Source organism: Variovorax sp. Soil_C_17 (assembly GCF_057657265.1).
This window is the reverse complement of the sequence record NZ_JBDGIT010000005.1, coordinates 207,536-219,386: the sequence shown is the minus strand read 5'-3', so window position 1 is coordinate 219,386 and position 11,851 is coordinate 207,536. Positions and strand designations below refer to the sequence as shown.

The 11,851-nt window shown below is 68.4% G+C and carries 10 protein-coding genes and 1 pseudogene; 6 read left to right on the top strand and 5 right to left on the bottom strand.

Translation table 11 applies throughout. The features are described from left to right. Positions 1 to 92: 92 nt before the first annotated feature. Together AC3A6Y_RS23835 and AC3A6Y_RS23830 are read right to left on the bottom strand one after the other, a co-directional pair. On the bottom strand, positions 93 to 371 hold the full coding sequence (locus tag AC3A6Y_RS23835) for a DUF1427 family protein (RefSeq protein ID WP_487870717.1): 279 nt from the start codon (positions 369 to 371) through the stop codon (positions 93 to 95). 23 nt (positions 372 to 394) lie between these two features. Further along, a complete protein-coding gene (locus AC3A6Y_RS23830) occupies positions 395 to 1,048 on the bottom strand; it encodes a hydrolase (RefSeq protein ID WP_487870716.1) in 654 nt (217 codons plus the stop codon). 225 nt (positions 1,049 to 1,273) lie between these two features. Between AC3A6Y_RS23830 and AC3A6Y_RS23825 the strand changes: the two genes are divergently transcribed. From AC3A6Y_RS23825 to AC3A6Y_RS23815, 3 genes are all read left to right on the top strand, one after another. Then, positions 1,274 to 2,188 carry a LysR family transcriptional regulator gene (locus AC3A6Y_RS23825; RefSeq protein ID WP_487870715.1) on the top strand — a complete coding sequence of 305 codons (915 nt, stop codon included), beginning with the start codon at positions 1,274 to 1,276 and terminating at the stop codon, positions 2,186 to 2,188. A 208-nt stretch (positions 2,189 to 2,396) separates the two neighbouring features. Further along, positions 2,397 to 2,528 carry a hypothetical protein gene (locus AC3A6Y_RS23820; RefSeq protein WP_487870714.1) on the top strand — a complete coding sequence of 44 codons (132 nt, stop codon included), beginning with the start codon at positions 2,397 to 2,399 and terminating at the stop codon, positions 2,526 to 2,528. 6 nt (positions 2,529 to 2,534) lie between these two features. Beyond that, complete coding sequence (locus tag AC3A6Y_RS23815) at positions 2,535 to 3,779, top strand: porin (protein ID WP_487870713.1); 1,245 nt, start codon at positions 2,535 to 2,537, stop codon at positions 3,777 to 3,779. A 42-nt stretch (positions 3,780 to 3,821) separates the two neighbouring features. Here AC3A6Y_RS23815 and AC3A6Y_RS23810 read toward each other — a convergent pair. From AC3A6Y_RS23810 to AC3A6Y_RS23800, 3 genes and pseudogenes are all read right to left on the bottom strand, one after another. Continuing rightward, positions 3,822 to 5,074: pseudogene (locus AC3A6Y_RS23810) on the bottom strand (AMP-binding protein); the annotation flags it as partial. Between the two features lie 11 nt (positions 5,075 to 5,085). Further along, positions 5,086 to 6,057: a quinone oxidoreductase family protein gene (locus AC3A6Y_RS23805; RefSeq protein ID WP_487870712.1), complete on the bottom strand. Its 972-nt coding sequence runs from the start codon at positions 6,055 to 6,057 to the stop codon at positions 5,086 to 5,088. 11 nt (positions 6,058 to 6,068) lie between these two features. Further along, positions 6,069 to 6,671 carry an RBBP9/YdeN family alpha/beta hydrolase gene (locus AC3A6Y_RS23800; RefSeq protein ID WP_487870711.1) on the bottom strand — a complete coding sequence of 201 codons (603 nt, stop codon included), beginning with the start codon at positions 6,669 to 6,671 and terminating at the stop codon, positions 6,069 to 6,071. Between the two features lie 331 nt (positions 6,672 to 7,002). On the opposite strand from AC3A6Y_RS23800, the gene AC3A6Y_RS23795 reads away from it, so the two are divergent. The 3 genes from AC3A6Y_RS23795 (at position 7,003) to AC3A6Y_RS23785 (ending at position 11,843) form a co-directional block, all read left to right on the top strand. After that, complete coding sequence (locus tag AC3A6Y_RS23795) at positions 7,003 to 8,070, top strand: beta-keto acid cleavage family enzyme (RefSeq protein ID WP_487870710.1); 1,068 nt, start codon at positions 7,003 to 7,005, stop codon at positions 8,068 to 8,070. A 136-nt stretch (positions 8,071 to 8,206) separates the two neighbouring features. After that, positions 8,207 to 10,906 carry a winged helix-turn-helix domain-containing protein gene (locus tag AC3A6Y_RS23790; RefSeq protein ID WP_487870709.1) on the top strand — a complete coding sequence of 900 codons (2,700 nt, stop codon included), beginning with the start codon at positions 8,207 to 8,209 and terminating at the stop codon, positions 10,904 to 10,906. 88 nt (positions 10,907 to 10,994) lie between these two features. Beyond that, positions 10,995 to 11,843, top strand: coding sequence for a TauD/TfdA dioxygenase family protein (locus tag AC3A6Y_RS23785; protein WP_487870894.1), 849 nt, complete (start codon positions 10,995 to 10,997; stop codon positions 11,841 to 11,843). Positions 11,844 to 11,851 lie beyond the last annotated feature (8 nt).

Sequence of the window (11,851 nt, the reverse complement as noted above, 5' to 3'; positions counted from 1 at the left end):
GCTCGAACGAGTGGTTTGCGCGAGGGCCGGGGAGGCCAGCGTGGCGCCGGGCGCGCCGAGAAAGCGGCGGCGCCCCGGCTCGAAGGATGATGTCATGCGCCGCGCCCTTCGGACGTGCTCGACGACGGCATCTGCGCGCACTTCGGCAGCTCGCCGAACATGTGCGGCTTCACCTGGTGGTGCAGCCACGAGGTGCTCGCCGTCTCGCGCAGGAACACCTGCTTCACCAGCGGCGGGATCTGCTCGCCAAGCAAGATCCCCAGGAGACCCACCAGGGCGATCACCGGCGGTGCCGGCGAGCGCACCTGGAAGAGCGCGTAGATCACGCCGACCAGCAGGCCCAGCGCGAGGGAGAGGAGATAGGGCTTCATGGCGGCGCTTCCTGTCCTGCAGCTCAGCCTTCGTGCGCGCCGAACATGGTCTTGGCGTAAGTGATGCCCAGGCCGTAGGCGCCGCCCACCTTCTTGGCGATGCCGGTCGTCAGTTCATAGGTGTCGCTGCGGGCCCAGTCGCGCTGCAGCTCCAGCAAGTACTGCAGCGAGGTCATGGGGCGCGCGCCGGCCTGCACCATGCGATCCATCGCGCGGTCGTGCGCCTCGGCCGAGATGTCGCCACAGGCATCGGCGATCACATACACCTCGAAGCCCTGGTCGAGTGCCGACAGCGCCGGCCCGACGATGCACACGCTGGTCCACAGGCCCGCCAGCACGATGCGCGGCTTGCCGATGCGGTTCACCTCCTCGATCACGGCCGCGTCCTCCCAGGTGTTCATGGAGGTGCGGTCCAGCAGCTTCTGGCCCGGAAAGGCGTCGGTGATCTCGCTGAACATCGGGCCGGAGAAGCTCTTCTCGGCGACCGTGGTCAGGATGGTCGGCACCTTGAAGCCCGCGGCGGCCTGCGCCACCAGCGCCGCGTTGTTGCGCAGGTTCACGGCATCGATCGAGTGCGTCGCGAACGACATCTGCGACTGGAAGTCGATCATCACCAGCGTGTGGTCGGTCGACTTGAGCAGCTTGGCGCCGGGCGTCGGGGTGGCTTTGACGGTCATGGAAGGCTCCTGTTCACTGAGTTGCGTTGAAGGGCGGAAGAAGCAGGCCACTGGTGAGCCCCTTGACTTCCGTTGGAATTCGATTGAATTCACAATCTGCTCCGGGAATCCATTCCCCTCGGCATGGACGTAATCATGGCGAGCTGTCGACCGATTGTTGGCGAAACTTTTGGCCGCCAATCATCGAACTTTTCGAACATTGCTTCCACCACCGGCCGGAGACGCATGCTCAAGCTCACCCTCGAAGCGATCGAACTCGTCGACGCCATCGCGCGCCACGGCTCCTTCGCCGCCGCGGCCTCCCGGCTCAACAAGGTGCCCTCCACCATCTCGTATGCGATCGCCCGGCTCGAGGAGCAGCTCGGCATGCAGCTGTTCGAGCGCAATGGTCCGCGCGTCACCCTCACCTCCGCGGGCGAGGAGATGCTGAAGGAAGGCCGCTGGCTGCTCACGGCCGCGGGCGATCTCGAATCGCGCATGCGGCAGATCGCCACCGGCTACGAGTCGGAGCTGCGGCTGGTGCACGACTCGCTCATCCCCTCCCAGGCGCTGATGAGCGACATCCGCGCCTTCGAGGACCTGCGCTGCGGCACCCGGCTGCGCATCGGCTGCGAAGCCCTGACCGGCACCTGGGAGGCACTGCGCGAGGGCCGTGCCGACATCGTCATCGCCGCCGGCGAGGGGCCTGCCGGCGGCGGCTACCAGGCTGCGACCGTGGGCAGCCTCGACTTCGCCTTCTGCGTCGCGCCCACCCATCCCCTCACCCGGTTAGGCCGGCCGCTGCAGCGCAGCGATCTCATCCACTGCAACGCCATCGTGGTGGGCGACAGCGCCCGCACCCTGTCGGACCGCACCGTGGGTCTGCTCGCCGGGCAGCCGCGCATCACCGTGCCCAGCATGGCCGCCAAGATCGCCTGCCAGGTCGAGGGCCTGGGCCACGGCTACCTGCCGCGCGCCTGCATCGGCGGCGAGCTGGCGCGCGGCACGCTGGTGGAGTTGGCCACCGAGGAGCCACGCGCGGCCGAGTCGTTCTGGCTCGCCTGGAAGACAGGCGCCGAAGGGCGGGCGCTGCAATGGTGGCGCGAGCGCCTGAACCGCACCCTGGTGCCGGCGCTGCTGCCGCGGTCCATGCTGGCGTAGGCCTGCCCGGCGTCGCGAACGGAAGCCGGCAAGCTCGCCCGGGACCAAACCCGGATGCCCTCTGGATTTCCTCTTCCGCCGCCCCCTTGCGCCCACGGCCCCCCCTTCGAGAGGGGGGCGTGCAGGGCACGTCAGCCCCTAGTCTTCGGTCCGTGCACAACAATGCCCGGCGGCAGTGCAGCCGCCAAACAAAAGGAGACGAGAGATCATGAATTCCAATCCCGCGAACGCAGCGGCTGCGGTCCTCACCCGCCGCATCGAGGTTCGGCAGGTCACTTGCGCGATCGGCGCCGAGTTGGGCAAACTGGGCCTCGGCGAAACCTCGCACGACGCCAGGTAGACAAAAATGAACGTTTTCGCACTCAGCCTTGTTGCCGCCGCCGCATCCGGCGTGGCCGGCGTGGCCGCCGCCCAATCGCAGCTGACATTGTTCGGCGTCGTCGACGCCGGCGTAAGCCGCTACACCACCAAGAGCACCGCCTGGACGCCGACGGCCTTTCCGAGGGAGGTGCGCCAGAGCCAGAAGGTGCTTTCGCCCTCCGGCTATGCCTCCAGCCGAATCGGCTTCCGCGGTACCGAGGACCTCGGCGGCGGCCTGGCGGCCAGCTTCTGGCTGGAAGCGCCGGTAGCCAACGACAGCGGTGCCGGCGCCATCGCCAACTTCGGGCGGCGCTCCACCGTGAGTCTGTCGGGCACCTTCGGCGAAGTCCGCCTGGGCCGTGACTACACCCCCTCGTTCTACAACGACGCGGTCTTCGACCCCATGACATCCAACGGCGTGGGCACCAACCTGATCGCGGTGATCAACAGCAACATCGCCGCCACGCGCGCGCTGGCAACCGGCGGGCTGCTCAACGGCGGCCTCTCGGCCGGCACCGACAGCTACCTGCGCACCAGCAATGCCGTGAGCTATTTCCTGCCGCCCAACCTGGGCGGCTTCTACGGCCAGGTGCAGTACGCCCTGCACGAGAACGTGGAGACCAGCAACACGATCGGCAGCCCGTCCAAGCGCGGGCGCTACGCCGGCGCGCGCTTCGGATGGAACCAGGGCCCGGCCGATGTAGCGGTGGGCTGGGGCGAGAGCACGCTGGCGAGCGAGTTCAGCCGGAGCGAGAAGATCAAGACGGTGAACGTGGGCGCGCTCTATGACTTCGGCGTGGCCAAGGTTTTCGGAGAATGGTCGCGGGTGACCGACGTGCAGGACGATCGCCGCGCGCCCGTCTGGTTGCACATCAACGATCGCTACACGGGCTGGCTGGCCGGCGTCACCGTGCCGGTGGGGCCGGGGCTGATCCGCGCGTCCTATGCGCGGGTGCGCTTCGACAACGGGCGCAATGTGATCGACGGCGACGCCGCGGTCAACAAGCTGGCCCTGGGCTACGTGCACAACCTGTCCAAGCGCACTGCGCTGTACGCCACGGTGGCGCGCATCAATATCTCCAACGGCCGCAACAACCCGGCCGTGATGGGCGTGACGCCGCTGGTGCTGAGCGTGCCGGCCATTTTTCCGCAGCCCACCTACGTGAGCACCGGCGGGCTGCAGCCGCGCAGCGCGCTAGGCTACGACTTCGGGATCCGCCACGCGTTCTGAAGCGCCCGCGTGAACGCCCGCGCAATGCGGGCATTTCGCTCTCACGTCGTCGGGCGTCCACCACTTGGCGATCCGGCCGTCGTAGAAGGCGATCAGTTCGTCGCGTGTGACCACGGCGCCCGGCTTCTTCACGATCACCAGCAGCGGACGCTCGTCCCACTTGGGATGGTGGCTCGCGATGCACGCGGCCAGCGCCACCGCCGGGTGCGCCATCGCGATGTTCTCCAGCTCGATCGACCCGATCCATTCCCCGCCGGACTTGATCACGTCGTTGCTGCGGTCGGTGATCTGCATGTAACCATCATCTCCGTCATCCCCCACGCGTGCAGGACCGCGACGTCACGTTGCTCGAACGCGCCCATCATCGCGGGCGGGCAGGCGGAGCCGCCGATCACGGTGCGCCGCATTGTGCTGAACTTCAGGTGGTTGGCTTCGACGTGCGTGAGCAGGCCCTGCCAGACGGTGGGAACGCCCGCCGACAGGGTGACGCCCTCGGACTCGAACAGATCGTGCAGGCTACTGCCGTCCAGAAACGGGCCGGGAAACACCAGTTTGGCGCCGACCATGCAGGCCGCGTACGGAAGGCCCCAGGCGTTGACGTCGAACATCGGAACCACCGGCAGGACGGTGTCGCGTGCCGAGCAGTTCAGCGAGTCCGGCAGCGCGATCGCGTAGGTGTGCAGCAGCGTGGAACGGTGGCTGTACAGCGCGCCCTTGGGGTTGCCGGTCGTGCCCGACGTATAGCACAGCGAGCTCGCCATGTTCTCATCGAACGCCGGCCAGGCGAACTCGGGCGAGTGCGCCTCCACCAACTCCTCGTAGCACAGCAGGTTGGGCACGGCCGATTGCGCGGGCATATGCGCGCGGTCGGTCATGGCCACGAAGGCCTTGATCGTCTTCACGCGTTGCGCAATGGCCTCGACCAGCGGCAGGAATGTGATGTCGAAGAACAGGACCTGGTCCTCGGCATGGTCGGCGATCCAGACGACCTGGTCAGGATGCGCGCGCGGGTTGAGCGTGTGCAGCACGCTGCCCGACCCCGACACGGCGTAGTACAGCTCCATGTGGCGATAGCCGTTCCACGCGAGCGTGGCCACGCGCTCGCCCGGACGCACGCCGTGCGCGGCAAGTGCGTTGGCCATGCGGCGCGCGCGCGCCGCAAGGTCTCGGAAGGTGTAGCGGTGGATGTCGCCTTCGACGCGCTTCGAGACCACTTCCTGGTCGCCGTGGTGGCGCTCGGCATGGGTGAGAAGCGAAGAGATCAGCAGCGGCTGCTGCATCATGGACCCGTACATGTGCGGACGTCTCAGGGAACGAGCACCGTGGCGCCGGTGGTCTGGCGCGACTCGAGCGCGCGATGCGCGTCGGCCGCATCGGCCAGCGCGAAGCGGCGGCTCGGCTCGCTGTCGATCTTGCCGGCGCGCACCAGGTCGAACAGCTCGGTCGCCATGGCCAGCATCTGCGGGCGTGGCGTCGCATAGTGAATCATCGCCGGGCGCGTCACCCAGATCGAACCCTTCGCTGCCAGCAGCGTGGTGTCGATGTTCACCGGGCCGGAAGCGGTGCCGTTGCTCACCAGCGTGCCGCGCATCTGCAGGCTGTCAAGCGACGCCATCAGCGTGTCCTTGCCCACCGAGTCGTACACGACCGGCACGCCCTTGCCGTCGGTGATCTCGCGCACCCGCTTGGCGATGTCCTCGCGCGCGGTCACGATCACGTGCGTGCAGCCGGCCGCTTTGGCGATCTCGGCCTTCTCGTCGGTGCTCACGGTCCCGATCATGGTCACGCCGAGTGCCTTCGCCCACTGGCAGGCGATCAGGCCGACGCCGCCGGCGGCCGCGTGATAAAGAATGGTTTCTCCGCCGTGCAAAGGGAAGACCTGCCGGAACAGGTACTGCGCCGTCATGCCCTTCATCATCAGCGTCGAAGCTGTGGCATCGGACACGCCGTCCGGCAGCGGGATCAGCACATCGGCGGGCATCACGCGCACGTCGGCATAGGCGCCCTGCGGTCCGAGCAGGTAGCCGACCCGGTCGCCAGGCTTCACGTCGAGCACCCCCGCGCCCACCGCTTCCACCACGCCGACGGCGTCGGAGCCGAGCCCATTGGGCAACGCGAGCGGGTAGCGGCCCGTGCGGAAGTAGATGTCGATGAAGTTGACCGCTACGTAGCTGTGCCGCACGCGCGCCTGGCCCGGGCCCGGCTCTCCGACTTCAACGCGCTCGTAGTGCAGCACGTCGGCGCTGCCGGTCTCACTAAAGCGGATGGCGTTGGGCATATGGAATCTCCTCAGTAGCGCTGGGGTTGGGACAAGCACGCGGCCTCGGCGGCCTGCGCTTCGGTGCCGAGTTGCTCGATGAGCTGCCGGGCTTGCGGCCAGGGGCCGAAGCCCGAGGCCGGGTTGAGGTGACCGACCTCCCCCAGGTCCACCAGGCGGCTGCCCCAGGCCTGCGCCATCTCGGTTGCGCGTTCGAACGAAGCGAGCGGATCGTTTCGGCTTGCCGCGACGATGCTCGGGAATGGCAGGCGGGCGCGCGGCACGGGCAGCCACCCGCCCTTGCGCAACGCGTCGAGCGAGGGGTTGCCTGCAGGCATCGGCGATTCGAAGTCCGGCGGCGTCGCCAGCAGTGCGCCCAGCACGGGACGCTGTGTGTGCTGCGCCCAGTGCATCGCCATCACAACGCCGCCGCTGTGCGCCACGATCACCAGCGGGCCGCTGATCGATTGCGCGGTGCGCTCGATCGCAGCCACGCGCGCCGCGCAATCGAGCTCGGTGCGACCCATGGGGGGGACGCTTGCGACGCGCGGCAATTCTCTTTCCAGCAGGGTCTGCCAGTGCTGCTCCACGTGGTCGCGCAGGCCGGGAATGATCAGGATGGTGGGCTCGTTCATGGAGGCGAAGAATAGGGAGCGCGCCGCGGGCCACCCCCCCTCTTGATGGGTGGGGCTCACGGCGTCCCCGCTGCCTACAGTGCGGTCCATGAACACCCTTCCACTCCCTGGAAAAGCAGCCCGAGGACGTGGTGCCCCTGACGATGTTCCTCGCGACGCAGCCGGCCAAGGGCCCGACCGCGCGGAGCTTCGGCCTCGCGCGCCGCCCGCCCCACGCAGCACGACGCGGTGATGGGCTGCCCGCCCTGCGTCAGGAAGAGGGAACGCGCCACGATCGTCGGCGACGCGCCGTTCTGACATTTTTCCTTCCCACCACATCCAAGGATTCGATATGAACTTTCTCGACGGCTCTCTTCACCCGGTCAACCAGGACAAGCTGGTGATCACCGTGGCACCCTACGGGCCCGAATGGGAGCCCGAGGACTTCCCGGAAGACATCCCCGTGACCATGGAGGAACACATCCAGAAGGCAGTCGACTGCTACAACGCCGGCGCCACCGTGCTTCACCTGCATGTGCGCGAGGAAGACGGCAAAGGCAGCAAGCGCCTGTCCAAGTTCAACGAGCTGATCGCGGGCATCCGGGCGCGCGTGCCGGAAATGATCATCCAGGTCGGCGGCTCCATCAGCTTCTCGCCCGAAGGCGAAGGCGAAGCGGCAAAGTGGTTGGCGGACGATACGCGTCACATGCTGGCCGAGCTCACGCCCAAGCCCGATCAGGTGACGGTGGCTGTCAATTCCAACCAGATGAACATCGTGGAGCAGATGACCGAGGCCGACCTGCGCGGCACCTCCATCAGCCGTCCGGAGCTCTACCAGGCCTATCGCGAAATGACGATCCCCGCGGGTCCCGGCTGGCTGGAAGAGCACGTGCGCCGTCTGTCGGCTGCCGGCATTCAGGCGCACTTCCAACTGGCCAACATCACGCAGCTCGAGACCGTGGAGCGCATGATGCGCCGCGGCGTCTGCAACGTGCCATTGATCTTCACCTGGATCAGCATCGGCGGCGGCTTCGAGGCGCCGAATATCTACAACCTCGCCAATTTCGTGCGGGCTGCTCCCGATGGCGGGGTGTTGACACTGGAGTCGTCGATGGTCAACGTCCTGCCTATCAACGTGATGGCCATTGCCATGGGCCTGCACGTGCGCTGCGGCATCGAGGACAACATCTGGACGCAGGACCAGTCGGCCAAGATGTCGAGCGTCAGGCAGATCGAGCAACTGGTGCGCATCAGCCGCGAGATGGGTCGCGAAGTGGCCACCTGCGCGGAAGCCCGCAAGATCTACCGCCTGGGCGAGTTCTACAAGGACGCGGACGAGACCCTGGCCAGGAACGGTTTTGCGCCGAACCGCAAGGCCGGGCAACGCGGCTTCCTGCAGCACGCCCTGGAAACCGCCTGATCGCCACCGCGCCCGCCGTGCCGGATGGCCAGCGGCGCGCTGCTCACGCGATGAACCGTCTGCGACCGGGTGGCGCCGAAAGCTCCTCTTGCCCAGGAGTAGGATAGAAGTTGCGGTTTCACAACCGCCAACGACCGTGCCCGCGTCCACAGCTTCCCACCCCCGATCCGGCGCCGCTCAGCCGGTGGTCACCCATGCCGGCGAGCTGCTGCTCAAAGTCACGCCGCCTCGCGTGCCCCGGCACCAGGTAGCGCGGCCCCGGATGCATTCGGAGGCGGCGCACTGGCGCGATCAGCGCGTGGTGCTGGTGCAGGCACCTGCCGGCTTCGGCAAGACGTCGCTGCTGGGCCAATGGCGGCGCGAGCATCTCGCTCGCGGCGCCGTGGTCGCGTGGGTATCCGCGCAGCCGCAGGACGATCCGCCGCGCTTCGTGCAGAGCCTGGCGCTGGCGGTGCGCGTGGCGGCGGGCCGTCCGACCTTCGGCCACTCGCTTCTCGAAGCCACGCCGCGCGACGGGCTGGAAGCGGTCACGGCCTGGCTCGCCGAGGTGGTCCAGTCTGCGCTCGACCTGGTGCTGATGGTGGACGAAGCCGACCGGCTGCCTGCCGCCACACGCGAATCGCTCGCCTACCTGCTGCACAACATGCCCCCCAACCTGCGTTGCGTGGTGGCGGCGCGCACCGACTGCGACCTCGGCATGCAGGACCTCGTGCTCTACGGTGAATGCGCGCTGGCCGGCGCGGAGCAGTTGCGATTCACGTTCGACGAAGCACTGGCGCTGGCGCGTACGCGCCGCGGCGACGCAGTGAGCCGCGACGAGGCGGCACGCCTGCACGAGATGACCGAAGGGTGGCCGCTCGGCTTGCAGCTCGCGCTGTCGGTCACCGAGCCGGGCAGCGACCGCCCCGAACTGCCGACCGTGGACCTGCGCGGCGGTGCGTTGCGCACTCAGTTCGTGGGACTGCTGCTGCGCAACCTCGATCCGACCGACCTCGCTTTCCTGGTTCGGGTTTCCATCGTCGACCCGCTCCACCCGGCCTTGGCCGAGGCGCTCCTTCCGGAGCAGGACGCGCAGGCGCGGCTCGCCCAGCTGGTGCGCGACACGCCCGTGTTCATTGCGGTCGAACAAGGCGAATGGCTGCGCATGCACTCGCTCGCACGCGAAGTGCTGCGGCTGCGTTTCGACGAGCTTCCCGCCGGGGAGCGCGCGGCGATCCACGCCCAGGCAGCCCGTTGGCTGGCCGGGCACGACATGGTGGATGAGGCGGCGGGCCATGCACTTGCAGCGGGGCACGAGCAGATGGCCTACGAGCTCGCCGAGCGCAGCCTGTACGACTCCCTGATGGCCCAGGGCCGGCGCGCCACGGTGTTCGAGTGGTTGCAGCGGCTGCCCGCGCAGGAGCTTGACCGGCGGCCCCGGCTGCTCCTCGCCGCGGCCTGGTCGCTCGCCTCGGGCGAGCGACACGACGAGGCGGAGCAGCTCGTTGCGCGCCTGCTCGCCCAGCCCGACACGGACGAGGGCCTGCGCTGCGAATGCGCGCTGATCCGCGGCAGCGCGGCCAACTTCGCCGACGACTTCGACCGCTTCGCGGCGCTGCACGATCCGTGGGTCGAGCCGCCCCGGCTGGCGAGCGCCTTCGTGCGAAAGATCCACGCCAACCGCACGGCGTTCCGTGCGCTGCTGGCGGGTGAACCGGCGATCGCGCGCCTGCGGCAGCAGCAGGCCCCGCGCGACGGTGGTCCCGACTACCTGGACCGCTGGGGCGACTTCATCATCGCGCTCAGCTACCTTTGGGAAGGCCAGGTGCTGCTGGCCGACCAGCTGCTGCGGCCGGTGCTGGCGAGTACCGAGGCGGAGATGGGCCGGCGCCATCCGTTCGCGTGCATGCTCGCCAGCCTGCGCGCGGCCGCGCTGTGGGAATGCGACCGGCCGGAGGAAGCGATGGCGGTGCTGGCCAACCGCCTCGATGTCATCGAGCGGACGGCGCTGCCGGAGAGCGTCCTGCTCGCCTACCGCACCCTGGCCCGCATTGCCGCCGCTACCCAGTCCGAGCACCGCGCGGCGGAACTGCTGGGCTCACTCGACGCCGTCGGCGTGACACGCAAGCTGCCACGGCTGCGCGTCGCCAGCCTGGCCGAGCAGGTCCGCATGCATGCCCGGCGCTTTCACAGCGCCACCTGCGCCGACCTGTGCCTGGAGCTGGACGCACTGCTGGCCGACCCGGCGCTGCCGCAGGGGCCGCTGTGGCAGCGCAGCGTGCGCTTGCTGCAGGCGCTGGCGCACGGGTATGCCGCCATCTCGGCGCAGGACTGGCGCGGTGCGCTGCAGCCGCTGGCCCAGGCCGACGCGATGGCGCGAGAGGCGCGGCAAGGCAGGCTGCGCATCGAGCTGCTCGGCCTGCGCGCATTCGCGCTCGACCGTTGCGGCGAGCACGCGAAACCGCTGCTGCGCGAGGCGCTGGATCTGGCGACGGCCTATGGCCTGCAGCGCGTCTTCGGCGACGCTCACCCGGCGCTCGGGGAATGGGTGGCGACCGTGCAGGGCATGGCAGCGGCTCCGGCCGCGCCTGCGGTGCAGCCGCCCGAGCCTCGGGCGCCGCGCCCCGCCGTGGGCTGGAAGGCGACGGCCAGCATGGCCCTCACACCCAAGGAGCGCGAGGTGCTGGAACTGCTCGCGCGCAACTTCTCGAACAAGGAGATCGGCCTCGCGCTGCAGTCGGGCGAGGAAACCATCAAGTGGCACGTGAAGAACCTGTTTGCCAAGCTTGACGCAGGAACGCGCAAGCAGGTGGTGTCGCGCGCGCGCATTCTCGGACTGCTGACCGAAGCCGCCTAGCTCGGTCGGCGCCCCCCTCTGCGATGGGGGGCCGGGGGCCGACCGCCCTGGCTAACCTTGCTGCATTCCACAAGGAGACACCATGGCCATCCGCGTTCAGCCGCTCACCTGTTCCATCGGGGCGGAGATCGGTGACGTGAACCTCGGCGAGGCGTCGCGCGACCTCGCCCTCGTTTCGGACATCAGGGCGCTGCTGCTGCGGCACAAAGTTCTATTCTTCCGCGACCAGGACATTACGCGAGCGCAGCACGTGGCGTTCTCCCGCCACTTCGGTGAGCTGGAAGACCACCCCGTGGCCGGCAGCGACCCCGACCATCCCGGCCTCGTGCGCATCTACAAGTCGCCGGAGCAGCCGAACGACCGGTACGAGAACTCGTGGCACTGCGACTCCACCTGGCGCGAGCGGCCGCCTTTCGGCTGCGTGCTGCGGTGCGTGGAGTGCCCGCCGGTGGGCGGCGACACGATGTGGGCGAACATGGCGCTGGCCTACGAGAAACTGCCGCAGCAGGTGAAGCACCGGATCGCAGGGCTGCGCGCGCGCCACAGCATCGAGGCCAGCTTCGGTGCTGCGATGCCGACGGAGAAGCGGCTCGCACTCAAGGCACAGTTTCCGGACGCCGAGCACCCGGTGGTGCGCACGCACCCGGAAACGGGCGAGAAGGTCCTCTTCGTCAATGCGTTCACGACCCACTTCACCAACTTCCACACCGCCGAGAACGTGCGATGCGGCCAGGACTATACGCAGGGCTCCTCGGCACTGTTGCAGTACCTGATCAACCAGGCCTGCATTCCCGAATACCAGGTGCGCTGGCGCTGGCGCGCCAATGACGTGGCGATGTGGGACAACCGCTGCACCCAGCATTACGCCGTGATGGACTACCCGCCGTGCGAACGCAAGATGGAGCGCGCGGGAATCGTCGGCGAGGCGACGTACTGAAAGGCCGA

What these genes read in the sequence shown, in the direction of transcription:
- AC3A6Y_RS23835 (WP_487870717.1), bottom strand. Translation starts at nt 371, where the DNA reads ATGAAGCCCTATCTCCTCTCCCTCGCGCTGGGCCTGCTGGTCGGCGTG.
- AC3A6Y_RS23830 (WP_487870716.1), bottom strand. Translation starts at nt 1,048, where the DNA reads ATGACCGTCAAAGCCACCCCGACGCCCGGCGCCAAGCTGCTCAAGTCG.
- AC3A6Y_RS23825 (WP_487870715.1), top strand. Translation starts at nt 1,274, where the DNA reads ATGCTCAAGCTCACCCTCGAAGCGATCGAACTCGTCGACGCCATCGCG.
- AC3A6Y_RS23820 (WP_487870714.1), top strand. Translation starts at nt 2,397, where the DNA reads ATGAATTCCAATCCCGCGAACGCAGCGGCTGCGGTCCTCACCCGCCGC.
- AC3A6Y_RS23815 (WP_487870713.1), top strand. Translation starts at nt 2,535, where the DNA reads ATGAACGTTTTCGCACTCAGCCTTGTTGCCGCCGCCGCATCCGGCGTG.
- AC3A6Y_RS23805 (WP_487870712.1), bottom strand. Translation starts at nt 6,057, where the DNA reads ATGCCCAACGCCATCCGCTTTAGTGAGACCGGCAGCGCCGACGTGCTG.
- AC3A6Y_RS23800 (WP_487870711.1), bottom strand. Translation starts at nt 6,671, where the DNA reads ATGAACGAGCCCACCATCCTGATCATTCCCGGCCTGCGCGACCACGTG.
- AC3A6Y_RS23795 (WP_487870710.1), top strand. Translation starts at nt 7,003, where the DNA reads ATGAACTTTCTCGACGGCTCTCTTCACCCGGTCAACCAGGACAAGCTG.